This is a genomic window from Streptomyces griseobrunneus, assembly GCF_046713465.1.
Classification (GTDB): Bacteria; Actinomycetota; Actinomycetes; order Streptomycetales; family Streptomycetaceae; genus Streptomyces; species Streptomyces microflavus.
In genome coordinates this window covers 5700223-5721877 of sequence record NZ_CP177080.1, presented here as the reverse complement: position 1 = coordinate 5721877, position 21655 = coordinate 5700223, and the positions used below count along the sequence as shown (strand labels likewise).

Here is a 21655-nt window from a genome sequence, read left to right as displayed (position 1 = left end):
CCCGTGTGCGAGGGGCCGGCTACCGCCAGTCCTCGGCGAACTCGTCGAGTTCGCTCTGGTCCAGGGTGATCAGCGGTTCCTGCGAGTCGGCCTCATCGGCGTCCGCCGCCGGAACCAGGTCCTTGACCGCGGTGGCGAGCGCCGCCACGGTCTTGTGGGCGAACACGTCGCGCGGGGCGATGTCCAGGCCCTCCGCGTAGGCCATCGTGACGAGCTTGATGGAGACGATCGAGTCGCCCCCCAGGTCGAAGAAGCTGTCGTCGATGCCGACGCCCTCCGTGCCGAGGGCCTTCTCGAACAACGCGCACAGCAGCTTCTCGCGCTCGGTCCGCGGTGCCCGGCCGCCGCCGGCTCCGGAGAAGTCGGGTGCGGGCAGAGCGGCGCGGTCGAGCTTGCCGCTCGGCGTCACCGGCAGTCGGTCGAGGGCGACGACGGCCACGGGCACCATGTGCTCCGGCAGCACGGCGGCGACGCGTTCACGGAGCGCAGCCGGGTCGAGCGGACCGTCCGCCACCGGGGCCGCGTACGCAACCAGGCGTGGTGAGCCGGGGGTGTCCTCCCGTACGACCACGACGGTCTGCCCCACCGAGGGGTCGGCGGCGAGCACCGCCTCGATCTCGCCAGGCTCGATACGGAAGCCCCGTACCTTGACCTGCTCGTCGACGCGGCCGAGGTACTCCAGGCCCCCGTCCGCCGTGCGCCGCGCCATGTCGCCCGAACGGTACATCCGCGCGCCCGGCGGGCCGAACGGGTCGGCCACGAAGCGCTCCGCGGTGAGCCCGGACCGCCGCAGATAGCCGCGGGCGAGGCCTTGGCCCGCCAGGTAGAGCTCACCCGCCACCCCGACGGGCGTCGGCCGCAGGGAGTCGTCCAGCACATGGACCCGGGCGCCGACGACCGGCCCGCCCATCGGCGGAGCGGTCCGCCCGGACAGCGGGCGGCTCATCGTCGCCATGACGGTCGCCTCGGTGGGACCGTACGCGTTGACCATGCGGCGCCCGGCCGACCAGCGTGCGACCAGGTCCGGCGGGCACGCCTCGCCGCCCACGACGAGGGTGACCCCGTGGGGCAGGGCGTCCTCGGGCAGTACGGCGAGCGAGGACGGCGGCAGCAGGAGCGCGGTCACACCGTGGCGCGCCACGGTCCGCGCCAGGGCCGGTCCGGGGAGCAGCTCGTCGGGGTCCGCGGTCACCGCACTCGCCCCGGTCAGGAGCGCCGTGGCCAGTTCCCATACGGACGCGTCGAAGCTCGGCGAGGCGAACAGCAGCACCCGCTCCTGCGGACGGAGCGCGAGCCCGTCACGCTGCTGGGCGATCAGAGCGGCGATCCCGAGGTGGGACACCACCACGCCCTTGGGGCGGCCGGTCGACCCGGAGGTGTAGATCAGATAGGCGGCGTTCGCGGGCCGCAGCGGCGCGACCCGGTCGGCGTCGGTGAGAGTCGCCCCGGACAGACCGGCAGTCAACTCCGCTTCCGAGTACAGAAGTTCGGTGACGTTCTCGGCATCCGGCCCGGACCCGTCCAGGCACAGCACCTTCCCCGCACCGGCCTCGGCCATGACCGCCGCGCCCTCACCGGTGGTGAGGACGAGATCCGGCCGCGCGTCACCGATCAGGTAGCGGAGCCGGTCCGGCGGGTAGCCGAGGTCCAGCGGAAGATAGGCCGCGCCGGCCTTGAGGACCGCCAGGACCGCGAGGACGGACCGTGCCGACTTCGGCATCGCGATCGCCACGACACGCTCCGGACCGATACCCCGGTCCACCAGCGCGCGGGCGAGCCGGTTGGCCTGGACATCGAGGTCCCCGTAGGTGAGGGCCAGCTCGTGGTCGTACACCGCGACGGCGTCGGGTGTGGCCCGTACCTGCTCCTCGAAGAGCTCCGGGAAGGTCGCCGTCCGCTCGTGGGCCGCCCCTTCCGCCGCGGCCAGGAGCTGACCGCGTTCCCGGTCCGTGAGCAGGTCGATCCGGCCCAGAGGTACGGTCCGGTCGTGCACGAAGCAGTCGAGGACCCTGCGCACCCGGGCCAGCAGCGCGCCGGCCGCCTCGGCCGTGAACAGGTCGGCACGATAGCTGAGTTCGAGGCTGAGACGCTCGTCGGGCATGACGACCAGGCTGAGCGGATAGTGCGAAGCGCCGGGTACGGGCTCCTCGTCGAGGGAGATCCGCAGGCCCGGGACCTGCTCCTGGATGGCCGCCCCGTCGAAGGGGGTGTTCTCGAACCCGATGACGGTGTCGAAGAGATCCCCCAGTCCCAGAGCCCGCTGTACGTCGGGGAGCCCGAGATGGTGGTACGGGCGCAGCTCGGCCTGGTGCGACTGGAGGTCGGTCAGGATGTGGTCGAGCGATCGTGCGGGGTCCAGCCGTACCCGTACGGCGACGGTGTTCATGAACAGGCCGACGATCTCCTCGACGCCGGCCAGTTCCGGTGGGCGCCCGGCGGTCGTCGCACCGAACACGACGTCGTCCCGCCCCAGTTGGTGACCGAGTGCCACCGCCCAGGCTCCTTGGACGACCGTGTTGAGCGTCAGGCCCGCGCCGCGCGCCGCGGCGGTGAGCGCGTCCGTCCCCTCCGCGTCCAGGACCTCCGTCACCAGGTGGGGCACGGTCGCGGCCGCCGCGTCGGCGCCCGGGGCGACCAGCGTCGGTTCGTCGATACCGGCCAGGGCCTCGCTCCAGGCCCGCGTCGCCCCCTCATCGTCCTGGTGGGTGAGCCAGCCGAGGAAGTCGGTGAACTGAGCCACCGGCCGACCCGTGTCGGCTCCGCCGCGGGCGTAGAGGGAGAAGACGTCACGGAAGAACAGCGGCAGCGACCATCCGTCGAGCAGGGCGTGGTGGTAGGTGGTCAGCAGGGCGTGGTCGTCGGTCCCGAGCCGGACCAGGGTGACCCGCATCAGCGGAGGAGCGGTGAGGTCGAAGCGGGTGACGCGGTCCTCGTCGACCAGCTCCGCCAGTCGCCGGCGGCGTTCGTCCTGGCCGTGACCGGAGAGGTCGATCTCCCGCCACGGGACGCGCAGGCCCCCGTGCACCACCTGGACGGAACGGCCCGATGCCAGGAGCCGGAACGAGACGCGCAGCGCGGTGTGGCGGGCGAGAGCCGCGTCGAACGCCTTGCGCAGCACGGCGGGCGTCAGTGGTCCCTCCAGCCGTGCGGGCGCCTGGGCGGTGTAGACGTCGATGCCGTCGGCGGCCAGCAGGGCATGGAAGTGCATGCCCTGCTGGAGCGGGGTGAGAGGCAGTACGTCGGTCAGCTCGTGTCCGTCGGCGGTGATCTCCGCCAGTTCGGCATCGTTCAGCGACAGCAGCGGCCCGGTGCCGGAGCTGTCCGCCGCCGTGGGGGCCTTCTCCTCGATGTCCTCGGCCGCCTCGGCGAGCCGGGCGATGGTCCTGTGGACGAAGACGTCCCTGACGGTGACGGCGAGTCCGGCGCGGTGGGCGCGGGCCGCGAGCTGCATCGAGATGATGGAGTCGCCGCCGAGGTCGAAGAAGCTGTCGTCGACACCGATACGCGGCTGCCCCAGCACCTCCGCGAACACCTCGTGCAACACCAGCTCCCGCTCGGTGACCGGAGCCCGGTACACCTCCGCCGCCCGGAACTCAGGCACCGGCAACGCCCCCCGGTCCACCTTCCCGTTCGGCGTCAGAGCGAACGACTCCACCACCATCACCACCGCCGGAACCATGTACTCCGGCAACCGCCCCGCCACGAACTCACGCAACGCGACCACGTCCGGCCGCTCACCGGAGGCCGCCCGTACGTATCCGACGATCCGCCGTACGCCCTCGGCGTCGGCGGACACCGCCGCGACCGCCTGGCCCACCGAGGGGTGGTCGGCCAGAACGGCCTGGATCTCGCCGAGTTCGATGCGGTGGCCGCGTACCTTGACCTGGAAGTCGGACCGGCCGCGGTATTCCACGACACCGTCGGGCCGGCGGCGCCCCAGGTCGCCGGTGCGGTACATCCGGGCACCCGCCGGGCCGAACACGTCGGCCACGAAACGCTCCGCCGACAGGCCGGGCCGGCCCAGATATCCGCGGGCGACCCCGTCACCGGCGATGTACAGCTCGCCGACGACCCCGGCCGGCACCGGCCGCAGGAACGCGTCAAGGAGATAGACCCGGGTGTTGTCGGCGGGGACACCGATGGCGGGCGGGTCCGCCGCCGCACCGGGTGAGCCGCCGGGGTGCCAGAACATCGCGTCGACCGTGCACTCGGCGGGACCGTAGAGGTTGTAGACCGACAGGCCTGGTACGCCGTGGAGTTCGGCCCACAGGTCGTCGCCCACCTCCTCGCCGCCGAGCGCGAGGACTCGCACGCGGTGCCGCTCCCCCGCCGCCTCGAACATGCCCGCGTCGAGCATCTGCCGCGCGACGGAGGGTGTGGTGTCGACGACGTCGATCCGTGCTTCCGCCGCGTGGCGGACGAGTGCCAGAGAATCCTTGCGCACGGTGTCACCGACGATGTGCAACTCGTGTCCGGCGACCATCCACAGGAGCTGGCTCCAGGAGGCGTCGAAGCCGAGCGAGTTGGTGAGCGCGGCACGCAGCGGCCGGCCGCCCGCCCTCGCCCGCTCGGGTTCGAAGAAGTTCGCCCGGTGGCTGTGGAACATGTTGGCCAGGTTGCGGTGTTCCACGGCCACACCCTTGGGGCGCCCCGTGGAGCCCGAGGTGTAGATGACGTACGCGAGGTGGGCGGGCAGCAGCGCACCGGTGCGGTCGTCGTCGTCGAGGTCCGTCCCGTCCGCGGGCGGAATGGTCTCGTCGAGCAGCAGCGCCGGCACCGATTCGGGTACGTCGCCCACCGTGGCGACGGAAGCCAGGACGAGGGCCGGTCGGGCCTCCGCGCAGATCGCCGCGATGCGCTCCGCGGGGTGGTCGACATCGATCGGCAGGTACGCTGCGCCCGACTTGAGGACTGCCAGGATCGCCACCACGGCGTCCGCGGAGCGCGGCACGGCGACACCGACGAGGTCGCCCGGTCCCACGCCACGGGCTGCGAGCAGCCGGGCCAGGCGGTTGGCGTCGGCGTTGAGCAGACTGAAGGTGAGGCTGGTCGTGCCGTCCGCGACGGCCACCGCGTCGGGCGTCGCGCGGACCTGTGCCTCGAAGAGACCGGGCAGCGTCCCGGCCGGCCGCTCGACGGCGTGTCCGCTCGCCTCGCGCAGGATCTCGCGCCGCTCGGCGTCCGTCCGCGAGGGGAGCCGCCCGGCCTGCTCGTCGGGCCGGGCGGCGATGTCCTCCAGCAGACCGGTCAGGCGCCGCAGTACGCCGCTCGCGGTATCGGCGCTGTAGACGTCCTCGCGGTAGTTGAGTTCGAAGCGGAGGCGGCTGCCGGGGTGGACGGCCAGGCTCAGCGGGTAGTGGGTGCCCTCGAACGCCTCGTCGACGGCGTCCCGCAGCAGGCCGACGTCGAGCCCGGGCACCGAGGCGCCCTGGACGGCCTGTTCCACGGGAACGTTCTCGAAGGCGACGGTGGTGTCGAAGAGTTCGGTGGCGCCTACGGCGCGGTGGATCTCGGCAAGGCCGAGGTATTCGTGACCCATCACGGCCGTGTGGTCGTGCTGGATACGGGCCAGCAGGTCCGCCACCGGCTCTGCCGGGTTGATCCGTACCCGGGCGGGCACGGTGTTCATCATCAGGCCCACCATGCGGTCGCTGCCGGGGAGCTCCGGTGGGCGGCCGGCGACGGTGTTCCCGTAGACGACGTCCTGGCGTCCGGTCAGCTCGGTCAGCAACAGCGCCCAAGCGCCCTGGACCAGGGTGTTGATGGTGAGTTCGCGGCTCCGGGCCAGGGCGGTGAGTTCCGCCGCGGCCCGCTCGGACAGCTCCGTCACGACGCGCCGCTGTCCCCGGTCCGAGGAGCCGGTGCCGGCCCCGTCCGCGACGAGCGTGGCGCCGTCGACCCCCGAGAGCACGCCCTTCCAGGCCCGCTCGGCCTGGTCCCTGTCCTGCTCGCCGACCCAGCCGAGATAGTCCTGGAAGGGCACCGTCGGCTCCAGCCGCTCCGCCGTGCCGCCGTCCCCGTAGATGCGGAACAGATCGCCGAGGATCAGGGGCAGCGACCAGCCGTCCAGCAGAATGTGGTGGTTGGTGATCAGCAGGATGTGCCGGTCGGGTGCGAGCCGTATCAGCGTGAACCGGAGCAGCGGCGGCTTCGCCATGTCGAAGCGCCTCGCGCGCTCCTCGGTGAGCAGCCGGGAGAGACGTGGCCTCAGTTCCTCCTGGCCGAAGCCGGAGAGGTCGATCTCCTCCCACGGCGGCTCGACCACCCGCGCGACGGCCTGGACGGCCTCGCCTGAGCGACGGCGCAGGAATCCTGCGCGCAGGCTCGCGTGCCGGCCGACCAGCGCACCGCAGGAAGCACGCAGCAGGTCGGTGTCGAGTGCCCCGGTCAGCTCCAGCGGCGTCTGGACGTTGTAGAAGTCGATGTTCCCGCTGTCGGCTTGTCCCTCCTCGTAGAGGGCGTGGAAGAGAATGCCCTGCTGCAACGGCGAGAGCGGCAGGACCGCTTCCAGGGATGTCTGTCTCACAGTGCTGTCCCCCACTGGGCTTCGAGCTCGTCGAGTTCTTCCGCGTCGATCCGCACCAGGCTCCCGGCACGGGGGGTCGCGGCCCGCTCGCCGACGTCCTCGGCCGCCTCGGCGAGCTTGGCGATGGTCTTGTGGACGAAGACGTCCTTGACTGCGATGGCGAGTCCGGCCCGATGGGCCCCGGACGCCACCCGTACGGCGATGATGGAGTCGCCGCCGAGGTCGAAGAAGCTGTCGTCGACACCGATACGCGGCTGCCCCAGCACCTCCGCGAACACCTCGTGCAACACCAGCTCCCGCTCGGTGACCGGAGCCCGGTACACCTCCGCCGCCCGGAACTCAGGCACCGGCAACGCCCCCCGGTCCACCTTCCCGTTCGGCGTCAGAGCGAACGACTCCACCACCATCACCACCGCCGGAACCATGTACTCCGGCAACCGCCCCGCCACGAACTCACGCAACGCGACCACGTCCGCCGCGCCCTCCACGGCCGGGGTCACGTAGGCCACCAGGTGCCGGTGGCCCGGCCGGTCCTCGCGGACGGTCGCCACGGCCCGGTCGACTCCGGGCGCCTCGGCGAGAACGCTCTCGACCTCGCCGAGTTCGATGCGGAAGCCCCGTACCTTGACCTGGCTGTCGGCACGGCCCAGGTAGGACAGCTCGCCGCTCTCCGACCGCCGTGCCACGTCTCCCGTCCGGTACATCCGGGTGCCGGGCACGCCGAAGGGGTCGGCGACGAACCGTTCCGCGGTGGTTCCGGGACGGCCGAGGTAGCCGCGGGCGAGCCCGTCACCGCTCAGATACACCTCGCCCGCCACTCCGGGCGGCACCGGCCGCAGCGCGTCGTCGAGCAGCCGGACGCGGGTGCCGGGGACAGCACGGCCCATGGGCGGGACGGTCCGCCCGGACAGCGCACCGGTCTGGGTCGCGATGACCGTCGACTCGGTGGGGCCGTAGGCGTTCACCATGTGCCGGCCGGGCGACCAGCGTGCGACCAGGTCCGGCGGGCACGCCTCGGCGCCGACGACCAGGTTGATTCCGTCCGGAAGCCCCCCGGCCGGCATGGCCGCCAGCGTGGACGGGGCCAGCAGCAGACAGTCGACGCCGAGTTCGCCGACGAGCTCGGCCAGTGGTGGCCCGGGCGTGAGCCGTTCGGTCGGCGCGACCACCGCGGCGGCGCCGGTGAGGAGCGCCGCACACAGCTCCCATACGGAGGCGTCGAAGCTGGGCGAGGAGAACTGGAGTACGCGGGTCCGGGGGGTCAGGCGCAGCAGGTCGCTCTGGTGGCGCGTCAGCGCGGCGAGGCCGGTGTGCGTGACGACGACGCCCTTGGGCCTGCCGGTCGACCCTGAGGTGTAGATGACGTACGCCGGGTGTGTCAGTCGCAGGGGCGTGAGGCGGTCCCGGTCGTCGAGATCGCGGCCGCCGGTGTCGCCGCCCGCCGGTGGGGAGCCGACGGGAGCGGCCGCCTCGTCCAGGTACAGGCGCGGCACCTCGGGGGCGAGCGTGGCGTCGTCGGCCACGTGGGTCGTCAGCAGCAGCAGTGGTGCGGTGTCGTCGAGCATGGCGGTGATCCGGGACCGCGGGTAGTCGAGGTCGACCGGGAGACACGCCGCGCCCGACTTCATCACCGCCACCGTGGCGGTCAGGGCGGCACTGCCGCGCGGGAGGGCGACCGCCACCAGCCGCTCGGGGCCGGCACCTTGCCCGACCAGCACCCTTGCCAGACGGTTGGCACGGACGTTGAGCGCCGCGTAGTCGAGGGATTCGGTCGGGGAGAGCACGGCGCAGGCGTGCGGGGTCCGCCTGACCTGCTCCTCGAACAGCTGCGGGAAGGTACGCGGGACGACGGGCTCCGTGTCCTGCCGGGGGCTGCCCGCAGCGAGTGCCCGCGTGCGTTCCGCCGCGGTCAGGACATCGACGCGGGCGAGCGGCACATCTGCGGGACTGGCGAGGAAGCGGGAGAGGAAGTCCATGAACCGGTGCTGGTGTGTGCGGAGTTCGGCGAGGCCGTACCGGTCGGGGTTGGCCTCGAACTCGATGCGCATGCCCCGGCCGCCCGGATCGGGGTGGCAGGTGATGTTGAGGTCGGTGACGGGTCCGCCGGACAGCGCCATCACCTCGGCCTCGCGACCGGTGAACGCGGTCTCGGACCCCGACGGCATGATGTTCACGAGCACCCCGAACAACTGCTCATTGGTGCCGAGCATGCGCAGGTCACGCCGGAGTTCGTCGTACGGGTAGCGCTGATGGGTGAGCAGTTCCCCCAGACGCCGGGCGACCTGCCGCACCAGCTGGGCGCGGTCGGCCGCGGGGTCGACGGTGATCCGCAGCGGAAGCGTGTTCGACAGCATCCCGGGCACGTTCTGGGACCTCGCCCCGAGCCGCGCGGTGGTGGGCACCCCGATCGTCAGGTCCTGAGCCCCCGTCATCCCGTGCAGATAGGCGGCGACCGCCGCCAGCATCGGCACCGTCCAGGGAGTGCGGGCGGCCCGCCCGGCGGTGTGCAGCGCCCGAAGTTCGGCCGGTGGAAGCATCGTCGTCGTGGCGATCGCCATGCCCGCCGCGGTCGTCGGCGCTCCCGGCGCCAGACCGGCCGTCTCGGGCCGGTCGGTGAAGATGCCGGCCCAGTACGCCCGGTCCGCGGTGTAGTCCGCCGACGCACGGTAGGCGCTCTCGTCCGCCAGCAGGTCCTGGAGCCGGCCCAGCGGTTCACCGTCGGGTTCCGTCCCGGCGGCCAGCGCCTCGTAGCACGCGGAGATCCGGCGCGAGTGCAGCACCGACCCGAAGGCGTCGGACAGGATGTGGTGGCTGCGCTGGTACCAGACGTGGTGATCGGCTCCGACCCGTATCAGGATGTGCGCCGACAGCGCGTCCTTCTCCAGGTCGAGCGGGGTCGCGCGGTCACTGTCGATCAGCGTCCGCGCGGCGGCGAGGGGGTCCGGCTCGTCGCTGAAGTCGTACTCCTGCCAGGTCGAACAGCCGGGTGGGACCGGCCGCTGGTACGTACCGTCCGGCCGCTCCACCAGTTCGACGTCGAAGCTTCCGCTCTCCCCCTCGGCCCGGCGGATCGCGCGCTGGAGCAGCCCGCCGTCCAGCGGCCCGCGTACCTCCATGGCGACCATGGTGTTGTAGGCCGGGTTGGCGGGGTCGAGCCGTTGGGCGAAGAACACCCCCCGCTGGGCCGCCGTCAGCGGCAGCAGACCGTTCTCGGCGCGTGAAGTCATCGGGTCGTAACCGCTCTCTCGTGCATCCCCGCGAGCCTGAAGGCCCGGATCTCGCGACGATGCTGCATCGCCCGCCCGTGCGGTAACCAGGCAACCGAACCGGCAATCAGCGGCGCTGGTCGAAATGCCGCCCGGACCGGGCCGAGTTACCGGCCGCTTGCCTGGTTCTCGTACGGGACGCGGGTGATGCTGCGGCGAGCCGGGCACGGCGCCACGCCTCGCGTGTGCCGGACGTGCCGTGAACCATGTGAGAGGACAGGGACGTTGGGAGACCGGAACCGAGGCCTGCTCGATTGGCTGGACCAGCCGTCCACCGAGCGCGGCCTGTACTACGCGGATTCCGCCGACGGATGGGACTTCTGGTCCTACCGTGATCTGGCCGCGCTGGTGCTGAGAACCGCCGCCGCCCTGCGGGCGCAGGGGGTCGGGCAGGGCGACGTGGTCGCCCTGGTGCTGCGCTCCAGCCCGGGTTTCGTCGCCGGGTTCTTCGGAGCGCTGGCGGCCGGTGCGACGCCGTGCTCCATCCCTCCGCCCTTCGCCTTCCAGCGCGCCGACGAGTACGAGAGGCACGCGAGCCATCTGTTCGGGACAGCCGCGCCCCGGTTCACCATCTGCGACGACGAGTCGCTGGAGCAGATCCGTAAGATCGCGAGTGGGCTGGGGCTGGAGGAGCCGGTCACCTTCGACGAACTCGTGTTCGGAGTGGCGCCGTTGGAGCGGCCGATGCCACTGCCGGAGACCGCGCTGATCCAGTTCACCTCCGGGTCGAGCGGCTTCTCGCGCGGCGTGTCGATCTCCGCCGATGCCCTGCGGACCAACCTCGCCGGAATGGGGCAGTGGCTGGGCTGCGCGCCCCAGTACCCTGCGATCAGCTGGCTGCCGGTCCACCACGACATGGGTCTCGTCGGCTTCCTGCTGAACGTCGTCGTCACCGGCTTCGACGGCTGGATGATGCAGCCGGACGACTTCATCCGCTCGCCGCTGCGGTATCTGCGCTGCATCAGCGACCAGGGCGCCGTCATGACGGCCATGCCCAACTTCGGACTGGCGTACATCCTTCGCCGGGTGAGACCGGCCGACCTGCGGGAGCTGCGCTTCGACTCGGTCCGGTGCGTGATCATCGGCGCGGAGCGGGTCGACCGGCAGGTGCTCGAGGACTTCCACGCCCTGCTGGGGCCGCACGGTCTCGACCGCGGCGCGCTGCTCCCCGCGTACGGCAGCGCCGAGGCGACCCTCGCGGTGACCGGTCTGGCCCCCGGCGAGGGCTGGTCGGCGCAGGCACCGGACGCCGGAGACGCGGCGTCTCTCGCCGGAGCGGCGGTGGTCGGCTGCGGCCGTCCGCTGGAGGGCAGGACGGTGCGGATCCTGTCCGAGGAAGGTGAGGAACTGCCGGACGGACGGGTCGGCGAGATCGTCGTCACCGGGGTGTCGATCGCGAGCGGGTACATCGGTACCACCGGGTCCGCCTCAGGCACCAGCGTCGATGACGGGGGGCTCGCCACCGGTGACGCGGGCTTCCTGCGGGACGGGCAGCTCTTCGTGATCGGCCGGCTCGGCGACGGGCTGAAGGTGAACGGGAAGATGGTCTTCGCCGAGAGCCTGGAGGCCCTGCTGCACCACCGGGGCATTCCCGAGCGGCGCGTCGCCGTCCTGCTGGGGGTACGCGACGGGGTACCGACCGGCGTGGCGGTGTTCGGCGGCGTGCGGCCCGGCTGGCGGGAGGCCGCCCACGAGGTTCTCTCCGAGTGGCTCGGCGACGCGGAGCTCCACATGGTCGAGCTGCCCCGTGGCGGTGTCTCGGTCACGTCGAGCGGAAAACCGCGCCGGAGGGTCATCTGGAAGGCGCTCTGCGCGGGCGAGTTCGACGCGACGACCCGACCGCTGACGGCGGAAGCGGAGGAGGCGGCGGAGGCGGAGGACGCGCCGGTCGCAGCGGACTGATCGGTCCTGGGCGAACCGTACGCGTGACAATAGTGTGTGCCGCACAGTACAGTGCAGTGCATGGCTACAGAAGAGATCGCTCTTGGCCAGGCCCAGGAGCTGCGGCGCGGCACGGTCGTCCTGGCCTGCCTCGCGCTGCTCCGCAAGCCGCAGTACGGCTACGCACTGCTGGAGACACTCAACGACGCGGGTGTCACCGTCGACGGCAACACCCTCTATCCCTTGCTGCGCCGACTCGAGAAGCAAGGCCTGCTCACCAGCGAATGGAACACCGACGAGTCCCGGCCACGGAAGTTCTACCGGGTGAGTCCCGAGGGCTCCCGGGTACGCACCTCACTGGTGCGCGAATGGCAGGACCTCGTCGCCTCGATCTCACGGCTTACCAAGGAGAATGGATGAGCACGAACACGCTCACCGAGCGCTACGTGCACGAGGTCGTCAGGCGGCTGCCCGCGGATCAGCGCGACGACATCGCCGACGAGCTGCGCACCACCATCGCCGACACCATCGAAGCACGCGACCCGGCCCGTCCCGAGACGGTCGAGCGCGAGGTGCTGAGCGAGATGGGCGATCCGATCCGGCACGCCGCGCGCTACACCGACCGGCCGCTCGCCCTGATCGGCCCCGATCTCTACCCGACCTACATCCGGCTGCTGGTCTTCCTGCTTACCACCGTGCTGCCGGCGCTCACCGCCGTGTTCGTGCTGCTGGAGATCGTGGACGACAACGGCCTCGGGGCGGCCGTGGGCGCCGGCGTCGAGACGGTGTTCACGGTCGGCGCCCAGATGGTCACCGTACTCACCGTGCTGTTCGCCGTCGCCGAGCGCGTCGGCCATCGGAAGGGGACTCTCATCCGTACCACCGACTGGACCCCCGACGACCTGCCCGAGACCCGTGAGCCCCAGAAGGTCGGCATCGGTGCCGTCCTGACGGCGGTCTGGTACGCGCTGCTGCTCGGCCTGACCGTCTGGCAGCAGCTCTCCGAGCCCTACCGGACCGACGGCGGGGAGCGGATCGCCGTACTCGACCCGGACCTGTGGTCGGGGTGGATCTGGCCGATCCTCACCGGGCTCGCCGGCCTCGTCGTGCTCGCTCTGGTCCGCGTGGTCACGCACGGCTGGACCAGCCGGCTGGCCGTCCTGCACGCCATCGCCCAGGCGGTGTTCGTGCTGCCGCTGGCCTGGATCCTCCAGCAGCGGCAGATCTTCAACCCGGACTTCCTGGCGGACGTCACCGACAACACGACGCCCGAGGTCTACACCGGAGTGGCGCTGATCGTCCTGGTCGCGAGTCTGATCGCCGTCGTCAACAGCTTCCGCGCGGCGAAGAAGTAGGACGGGAGAGAGGCGAGGGAAGCGGGAACGCCGGCGCCGATGTCACCCGAGGTGACATCGGCGCCGGCGCGACGGTGGAGGAGCCCGGAATCAGCGCGTCACCGCCATGATCTCGGGACGCACCAGGTTCTCCGCCAGCAGCAGGCTCTTGACCCGGTCCGAGAGCATGTCCAACTGCCGCAGGACATGGATGACCTGCTGGAACAGCATCTGCCGGTAGGTGGCCATCATCGGGTTCGTCCGGGCGAACAGCAGCCCCTTCTCCACGTCGAGGTCCATCCGCTCCCAGACCTCGCGCAGCATGAACCGGCGCGACATCAGCTGTATGGCCTCCAGCAGGAAGTCCTCGCGCTCACGCAGTTCGGCGGCGGTCACCTGCCCGTACATGCCGGTGAGCGCGGTGACCCCGAAGGCGATGTGCCGGGCCTCGTCGCTCGCGACCATCTTGGTGATCTGACGGATGATCGGGTCCCCGAAGCCGCTGCTCGCGAGCCGCAGCGCGGTGATCGCCAGCCCCTCCACGACCACCTGCATGCCGAGATAGACGATGTCCCACCGGGATTCCGACAGCAGATCGTGCAGCAACGTCTTGAGCCCGGGATTGATCGGGTAGGAATCGCCCAGCTTCTCGTCGACATAGCGGGCGAACGCCTCGACATGCCTCGCCTCGTCGGCGACCTGCGAGGCCGCGTAGGTCTTGGCATCCATGTCCGGCACCGTCTCCACCAGCCGGGCCGTGGTCACCAGCGCACCCTGCTCGCCGTGCAGGAACTGGCTGCACATCCACGACTGGTACTGCCAGCGGAACTGCGTCAGCAGTTCGCGGGGCACGGGACTTCCCTCGCCGACGACGAAGGACGCGAGTCTCCCCCCGCTCTCCTCCGACATCTCCGACCCGAAGTGGATGTCGTGGTCCCAGTCGATGTCGGTGGTGGCGTTCCACTGCGAGAGCTTGTTCTTCTCGTAGAGGTTCCACACCCGGCTGTCGCGTTGGCCGTAGTCCCAGTTCAAGAATGCCTTGAACATCGCGTCGACCTCCATGAGGTCCGCGGTGACGGTGTCCAGTGTGAAGAAGGTCGATTCGGCCGAGCCGGTCGTGGCGGCCGACCCGCCAGGAGCGGCCGCCAAGCCGGTCACCGAGTCCGGAACTGTGGTCATTGGATTACGGTCCACCCCTCGGGCACGGAACAGGACTGACGCTCGTGGAGTCTGACGCGCCCCGGAACAGCTCTCCAGGCACCCATGGGGCAACTTGGCGGCAGACCGGTTGCCGGTCCCATGCCTGGCCCCGCTGCCACCCGTCGAACCATGATGCCCGGAAGGGGCTGCTGCCCCGCATGACCGTCGGCCGACCGAAGGGGCGGGACGCGCATGACTGCCGCCGCACCACCCACCCGCTCAGGGAATCCGTCCGGCTCGCGAAGCGCACCGGCTCCCCATGACGACTGTCCCTGGATCGTGGGCCGGGTACGCGCTTCACGGCCCCGGATGCGGCTGTTCTGTCTGCCGCAGGCAGGCGGCAGCGCGGCCTCGTTCGCCCCGTGGCGTCTCGCCCCACCCTCCGGCGTGGAGCTCGCGACGGTGGAGCTGCCGGGCCGAGGTGTACGCGGCACGGATCCGCTGCCGGAGACCATGGAGGAACTGGCCGACGCGGTGATCGACGGCATTTCGGACGAGTTCGACCTGCCGTACGCGATCTTCGGCCACAGTTTCGGCGCGCTGCTCGGCTATGAGATCGCCGTCGGGATCGCGCGGCGCGGCCTGACCCCGCCGCGCGCACTGCTGGTGTCCGCGGCACGGTCGCCGCACACCCCGGTGCGCCGGCGTGTATCGGACCGGGACGACGCCGGGCTGCTCGCCTGGCTGAACAGCTTCGGCGGCATTCCTTCAGAATTGTCACGCTACCCGGCGTATTTGCGGTACGCGCTGCGCACCGTCCGCCGCGACCTCGCCCTCACAGAGGCCTACCTGGCCCCCGGGCCGGAGCGGGTCGACTGCCCGCTGCATGTCCTCGGCGGTGCGGACGACCCACTGATCAGCGGGGCGCAGTTGGAGCGCTGGCGGGACTGCGCGGCGGGCGAGTTCTCCCTCCGGCTGCTGCCCGGCGGGCACGACTACCTCTTCACCGGCGCGCCTGCGGCGCTCGACGCCCTCGGAACGACGCTGCGCTGAGGGCGGGGGCCGGACGGGGAAGCTGCCGGTCGGCTGCCTGTCCCCGCACGCGAACCGTGCGGCAGCATCGCGCTGTCGGCCGCGCCGGCGTCCTCCGCACACCGCCCGCCGCCTTATCACCGCCACCACCGACCGCTCACGGGGAAGACCTCACAGTGAACGAAGCGACAGAGTCGCCGATCGAGATGGCGCTGCCCCTCACGCCACTGCAGGAGGGCATGCTCTTCCACGCGCTGTACGACTCCGAGACGGTGGACGTCTACAACATCCAGGCCGGCTTCGAACTGACCGGGGGGATCTCGGCGGAGCGTCTGCGCGCGGCCTGCGCCGCCACGCTCCGCCGCCATGCCGCCCTGCGGGCCGGTTTCCGGCTGCGTGCCAACGGGAAGCCCGTGCAGTTGGTACGCCGCGTCGTGGGGACGCCGTGGACGGAACTCGATCTGTCGGCGGAGTCCGAGTCCGGACGGCGGGCGAGGCTGCTGACCTTCCTCGAGGACGAGCGGATGCGCCGCTTCGACATGGGGGCGCCACCGTTGATGCGGTTCGCGCTGATCCGGCTGGCACCCGACCACCACGCCTTCGTCATGACATACCATCATATTCTGCTGGACGGGTGGTCTCTGCCACTCGTCCTCCAGGACCTGCTGGCGTTCTACCGGAGCGACGGCGACGACGCCGAACTCGGCCCCCTCACCTCCTTCTCGGACTTCCTCAGGTGGCTCTCCCGCCAGGACCGGCCCGCCGCGGAACAGGCATGGCGCGACGCTCTGCACGGTCTGGACGAACCGACACTCGTCGCCCCCGGCGCGCCCTTCGCGGAGGCGATGCCCGGGCTGGCCTTCGTGACGCTGTCCGAGCATGCGACCAAGGCGCTGACCGCGACCGCCCGGGAGCACGGCCTCACGCTCAACACCGTTGTACAGGGTGCCTGGTCACTGCTCCTCTCGCTGCTGACCGGGCGTGACGACGTGGTCTTCGGCCAGACCGTGCACGGCCGCCCGCCACAGCTCCCCGGGGTCGACTCGGTCGTGGGCCTGCTCATGAACGCGATCCCGGTACGGGTACGGATCGCCCCCGAGGATTCGATGGCCGCCCTCTTCGCCCGGATCCAGAACGAACAGGCCGCACTCGCCCCGCACCACCACCTGGGGCTGGCCGAGGTGCAGCGGCTGGCCGGGCTCGGCGCGCTCTTCGACACCTCCACCGGCTTCGGCAACGCGCCCTTCGACCGGGAGGCCGTACAGGACGGTCCGGCCGGCCTGCGAGTTACGCTGCTGGAAGGGGACAAGGAAGCGGCCGGCCAGCAGGAGATCACCGGATCGACCCACTACCCCCTGAGTGTCTTCGCCGTCCCCGGCCCCAGCCTGCGGCTCGAACTCAACTACCGCACCGACCTGTTCGACGCCGAACGTGTCGAACTGATCGGCTCCCGGATGAGGTTGCTGCTCAGGACATTCGCCGAACAGCCCACGACGCCGGTCGCCGCCGTTCCGCTGCTGACCCGCGAGGAACGGGAGCAGGTGATCGGCGACTGGGGAGGCCGGCGAGCGGAGTCCGGGCACGTTCCCGCCCGCGTACCGGCGACACTCACCGAGCGGTTCGAGGCCCAGGTGGACGCCACACCCGACGCCCCGGCCGTGGCGGACGGGGAGCGGTCGCTCAGCTACCTCCGGCTCGACGCGGAGGCGAACCGGCTGGCACGGCTGCTGCTGGCCCGCGGGGTGAAGCCCGGCGACTTCGTCGCCGTGGCGCTGCCGCGCGGTACGGACCTGATCGTGGCGCTGCTCGGCACGCTGAAGGCGGGAGCCGGATACCTGCCGATCGATCCCTCCTATCCCGCCGAACGCATCTCGTTCATGCTCGACGACGCCTCCCCGTCCGTCGTCGTCTGCGCCGGCACCACCCGCCCGGCGCTCATCACACATCCGTCGGTCGTCCCGCTCGCCGACCCCGCCGTCCAGGAGGAGCTGGCACTTCTGCCCGGGCACCGCGTGGAGGACGGCGAACGCGGCGCGCCGCTGCGGCCCGCGGACGCCGCGTACGTCATCTACACCTCGGGATCGACCGGCCGGCCCAAGGGCGTCGCCGTCGAGCACCGTACGGTCGACAGCTACCTCGCCTTCGCCCGCGCCGCATATCCCGGCCTCGCCGGACAGGCGCTGGTGCACTCACCGCCCTCCTTCGACCTCACCGTCACCGGCATCTTCGGCCCGCTGACCTCCGGCGGTCTGGTGCGCATCGTCGACCTGGAGGACTTCGACGCCCCGGCCGGCGCCACCCCGCCGCCCACCTTCGTCAAAGCCACGCCCAGCCACCTGCCGGTGCTGACCGCGTCGTCCGACTGGTACTCACCGACCGGGGAACTGGTCCTGGGCGGTGAACAACTCAACGGCGAGGCGCTGGCACCATGGCGTGAGGCCCACCCGGGCGTGACCGTCGTGAACGAGTACGGACCCACGGAGGCCACCGTGGGATGCATGGAGTACCGCCTGAAACCCGGCGATCCGCTGCCGGAGGGTGCGGTGCCGATCGGCCGTCCGGTCCCCGACGCCCGTGTCTACCTCCTGGACGGTTTCCTGCGTCCCGTCCCCGCGGGCCTGCCCGCCGAGCTGTACATCGGCGGTGACGTGCTCGCCCGCGGCTACGTCAACCGGCCCGGGCTCTCCGCATCCCGCTTCGTCGCCGACCCCTTCGGCCCGCCCGGTTCCCGGATGTACCGCACCGGTGACATCGCGTGCTGGCGGCCCGACGGCACCATGGTCTACCGCGGCCGGTCCGACGACCAGGTCAAGGTCCGCGGCTTCCGGATCGAACTGGGCGAGGTGGAGACCGTCGTCGCGGCCGATCCGGCCGTCGCCCAGGCCGCGGCAGCCGTACGGAAGGACCGGCACGGGAACGAGCGGTTGGTGGCCTATGTCGTACCGGCGGCCGACCCGTCCGCGGACCTTGCCGCGCTGGCGGACCGGATCGGGGCGCGGCTGCCCGCGAGCATGGTTCCCTCGGCGTTCGTCACCCTGCCCGCACTGCCGATGAGCCCGAACGGCAAGGTGGACCGGGCCGCGCTGCCGGCCCCGGACGAGGCGCGCGAGTCCGGGCAGCGGCAGCGGGCGGACCAGGCGCGGGACGAGAGCGTCGAGACCGTTCTCGTCGAACTGTTCATCCAGGTGCTCGGTGTGGACAGCGCCGTGGCGGCGGACGACTTCTTCGCCCTCGGCGGCGACTCCATCACCGCCATCCAACTCGTCGTCCGCGCCCGCGCCGCAGGCTTCCACCTGACCCCGAAGCACATCTTCACCCACCGCACCGCGAGCGCTCTCGCCGCCTTTCTCATGGTGAGCCCGACCGGCGCGGTGGACACCGCGGACGGCGGCTCGGGCGCGGCCGACCCGGCGGCGCAGTGGCCGGCGGACGTGATCCCCGCAACGCCGATCATGCTCTGGCTGCGGGAGCAGGGCGGAACGACCGACGCGTACCACCAGTCGACACTGCTCCGGGTGCCGACCGCACTCGACGCCGACCTGCTGGCCGCCGCCGTACAGACTCTCGCCGAGCGGCATCAGTCGCTGCGCGCACGTCTCCAGGAGGACGGGGCGCTGACGCTGGACCCGGTGAAGTCGCGGAATTCGGTACGCCGGGTGGATGTCGTGGGTCTCGCGCCGGAAGGTGTCCGTCTGCGGATTGCCGCGTGCGCCCGCGAGGACGCCGACTCCCTCGCCCCACGGGCCGGCGCCATGCTGCGGGTGACCTGGTTCGACGCCGGCGCGGGTGCCCAGGGCAGGTTGCTCGTCACCGTCCACCACCTGGCCGTCGACGCGGTCTCCTGGCACATCCTGCTGACCGACCTGTACGGCATCTGGCAGGACCTGGCAGCGGGTGCCGTCCCGGAGACCGGTCCGGTGCCGTTCTCGATGCGGGAGTGGAGCCTGCTGCTCCGCGCCGCAGCGGAAGCACCCGCTCTGCGGGACGAACTGCCCCACTGGCGGAGGACTCTCAGCAGAGGACGGGGGCCGGGTGACGGCAGGCTCGCCGACGTGGAGCTCTCCCCGTCGCACGACGTCTACGCGACGGCAGGTGAACTCTCCCTCACCCTTCCGCCGGATCTGACCGCCCCCCTGCTCACGACCGTGCCCGCCGTCTTCGGCACACACACGAACGAGGTACTGCTCACCGCTCTCGCGGTGGCCGTCGCCGCCTGGCGTCGTGACCGCTCGCCCGATGAGGGCGACAGCACGGCCGTACTGATCGACGTCGAGGGCCACGGCCGCGAACAGATGTCCGAGGACGTCGACCTGTCCGGCACCGTCGGCTGGCTGACCACGCTGTACCCGGTACGCGTCGACGCCAGGATCGCCGACTGGGCGCCGGACGACGATCCGGCCGGAGCCCGCCTCGGCGAGGCAGTGCGCCGGGTCACGGCCCAGTTCGAAGCCATCCCCCGGCGCGGCACCGGCTTCGGTCTGCTGCGCTACCTCAACCAGGAGACAGCCGCCGAGCTGGCGGCCCGCCCCGCACCCCAGATCGGGTACAACTACCTCGGGAGACAGGGCGGTGCGGGAACCACCGACTGGAGCGTGGCCCCCGAGTCGGACGTACTACCCCTCGGGGCCGACCCCCGTATGCCCATGGCGCACGTCGTCGAACTGACCGCAGCGGTCAGCGACGGCGCGGAAGGGCCACGCCTGGTCACCAACTGGCTGTGGGCCCGCCGGCTCCTGTCCGACCAGGACGTCGCCGAGCTGGGCCGGCTCTGGTTCGCGGCCCTGCGCGCGCTGGTGGAGCACGGGACAAGCACGGAGGCCATCGTCCCGCGGCAGACGATGCCGCCCGCCCTTCCACGGGAGGGCGGGCCACTGGGCGGAGAACCGCTCGACCGGCACGACACCGAGCTCGCCGGTCTCGGCGCCCGTATCGGCCTGCCCGTCGTCGAGGCCCTGCCGATGACGCCTCTCCAGGAAGGGCTGCTCTTCCACGCCCGGTACGACAGCCGGGACCTCGATGTCTACAACGTGCAGATCTCGTTGGAGGTGCAGGGCCGGCTCCACGCCGAGCGGTTCCGGGGCGCCTGCGACGCTCTCCTGGAACGGCACCCGATGCTGCGGGCAGCCTTCCTGCAGAAGCGGTCCGGGGAGCCGGTGCAGGTGATCCCGGAGCGGACGGCCATGCCGTGGCACGTCCATGACCTGGCCGGCCTCGACCCGCGCGAACAGGCCGACAGGCTGGCGGCGGTGCTGGCGGCCGACCGGCACCAGCGCTTCGACCCCGCCGACCCGCCGCTGATGCGCTGCACCCTGGTCGGCCTGGGCGAGGACAGGCAGCAGATCGTCCTGACCATGCACCACCTGCTGGTGGACGGCTGGACCACTTCGCTGCTGCTGCGCGACCTGCTCGCTCTCTACGACCACGGCACCGCGAGCGGGCTGCCCGCACCCGGCCACTACCCCGACTATCTGCGGTGGCTGGCCGAACAGGACCGCGAGAAGGCGCGTACGGCCTGGCTGGAGGCGCTGGCGGGCCTGAAGGAGCCCACGCTGGCCTGCCCCGGCACGGACACCGCGCGGATACGCGTCCTTCCGGAGCGGATCGTCGTCGCCCTCTCCGAGGCGGACACCTCCGCGCTGCTCGACATCTCGCGCCGTCACGGTGTCACGCTCAACACCCTGGTCCGGGTCGCCTGGGCGCTGTGCCTGCACCGGCGGACCGGGCAGCTGGACATCACCTTCGGGGCCACGGTCTCGGGCAGGGTGGCCGAACTCCCCGGCGTCGAGGAGATGGTGGGGGTGTTCATCAACACGGTGCCGGTACGGGTGCGTCTCGACCCGTCCGAGCCGGTGGCCGAACTGCTCGAACGCCTCCAGGGCGAGCACGCCGAACTTCTCGAGTACCACTACCTCCCGCTGAGCGACATCCAGCGGACGGTGGGACTGGGGACCCTGTTCGACAGTTGCGTCGTCTTCGAGAACTTCCCGACCGCCGAGACCCTGCCGAGCGGTCCGGACAACGGCTTGCGGCTGACGGATGTCGTCGGCCACGACGCCTATCACTATCCGCTCAAGCTGATGGCCGCACCCGGCCGGCAGCTGGAGCTGGAGATCAGCTACCGCCCGGACCTGTTCGACGCACCACTCGGGCAGCAGGTGGCCGATCGTCTACGGGAACTGCTGATCGAGCTGCCCGGAGCGCTGGCCCTCCCGACGGGCCGGTTCCTGGAACACACTCCCGCACCACCTGCCGAACCAGGGCAGCAGATGATGTGCGAGTTGATCGCGGAGGTGCTGGGACGCGACTTCGTCAGCGCGGACGAAGACGTGTTCGAGCTCGGCTGCGACTCCCTGACGGCCCTGCGCCTGGCGGGCCGGATCGAGACGGAGCTGGGACGGCCCGTCGACGTGGAGAGCGTCTTCCGCTGCCGTACCGCCCGCGCCCTCGGCACCGCACTCACCTGAGGCCCACGCGAG

General features: G+C 71.4%; 8 protein-coding genes. 5 read left to right on the top strand and 3 right to left on the bottom strand.

The window, feature by feature from the left end; genetic code table 11:
* Positions 1–19: 19 nt before the first annotated feature.
* Both ACK8N7_RS25890 and ACK8N7_RS25885 read right to left on the bottom strand, forming a co-directional pair.
* The gene (locus tag ACK8N7_RS25890) at positions 20–6526 is read right to left on the bottom strand and encodes a non-ribosomal peptide synthetase (RefSeq protein ID WP_403208359.1); all 6507 of its coding nucleotides are present in this window, start codon (positions 6524–6526) and stop codon (positions 20–22) included.
* Positions 6523–9753, bottom strand: a complete 3231-nt coding sequence (locus ACK8N7_RS25885) for an amino acid adenylation domain-containing protein (protein WP_500444252.1) — start codon at positions 9751–9753, stop codon at positions 6523–6525. The genes ACK8N7_RS25890 and ACK8N7_RS25885 overlap by 4 nt, the downstream gene beginning before the upstream one ends.
* Positions 9754–10017: 264 nt before the next feature.
* Between ACK8N7_RS25885 and ACK8N7_RS25880 the strand changes: the two genes are divergently transcribed.
* Genes ACK8N7_RS25880 through ACK8N7_RS25870 form a run of 3 tightly spaced genes read left to right on the top strand, consistent with a single transcriptional unit; the run spans position 10018 to position 13028 of the window.
* Complete coding sequence (locus ACK8N7_RS25880; protein WP_403208355.1) at positions 10018–11694, top strand: AMP-binding protein; 1677 nt, start codon at positions 10018–10020, stop codon at positions 11692–11694.
* Between the two features lie 60 nt (positions 11695–11754).
* Positions 11755–12093: a PadR family transcriptional regulator gene (locus ACK8N7_RS25875; RefSeq protein WP_018961692.1), complete on the top strand. Its 339-nt coding sequence runs from the start codon at positions 11755–11757 to the stop codon at positions 12091–12093.
* Positions 12090–13028 carry an HAAS signaling domain-containing protein gene (locus tag ACK8N7_RS25870; protein WP_403208353.1) on the top strand — a complete coding sequence of 313 codons (939 nt, stop codon included), beginning with the start codon at positions 12090–12092 and terminating at the stop codon, positions 13026–13028. The genes ACK8N7_RS25875 and ACK8N7_RS25870 overlap by 4 nt, the downstream gene beginning before the upstream one ends.
* A 90-nt stretch (positions 13029–13118) precedes the next feature.
* On the opposite strand, the gene ACK8N7_RS25865 is transcribed toward ACK8N7_RS25870, so the two are convergent.
* Positions 13119–14186 (bottom strand): diiron oxygenase, encoded by a 1068-nt coding sequence (locus ACK8N7_RS25865; RefSeq protein WP_403208351.1) that lies wholly within the window; start codon positions 14184–14186, stop codon positions 13119–13121.
* A gap of 330 nt (positions 14187–14516) precedes the next feature.
* Between ACK8N7_RS25865 and ACK8N7_RS25860 the strand changes: the two genes are divergently transcribed.
* Both ACK8N7_RS25860 and ACK8N7_RS25855 read left to right on the top strand, forming a co-directional pair.
* Complete coding sequence (locus tag ACK8N7_RS25860) at positions 14517–15200, top strand: thioesterase II family protein (RefSeq protein ID WP_381013827.1); 684 nt, start codon at positions 14517–14519, stop codon at positions 15198–15200.
* Positions 15201–15355: 155 nt separating this feature from the next.
* Complete coding sequence (locus ACK8N7_RS25855; RefSeq protein WP_500444251.1) at positions 15356–21643, top strand: amino acid adenylation domain-containing protein; 6288 nt, start codon at positions 15356–15358, stop codon at positions 21641–21643.
* Positions 21644–21655 lie beyond the last annotated feature (12 nt).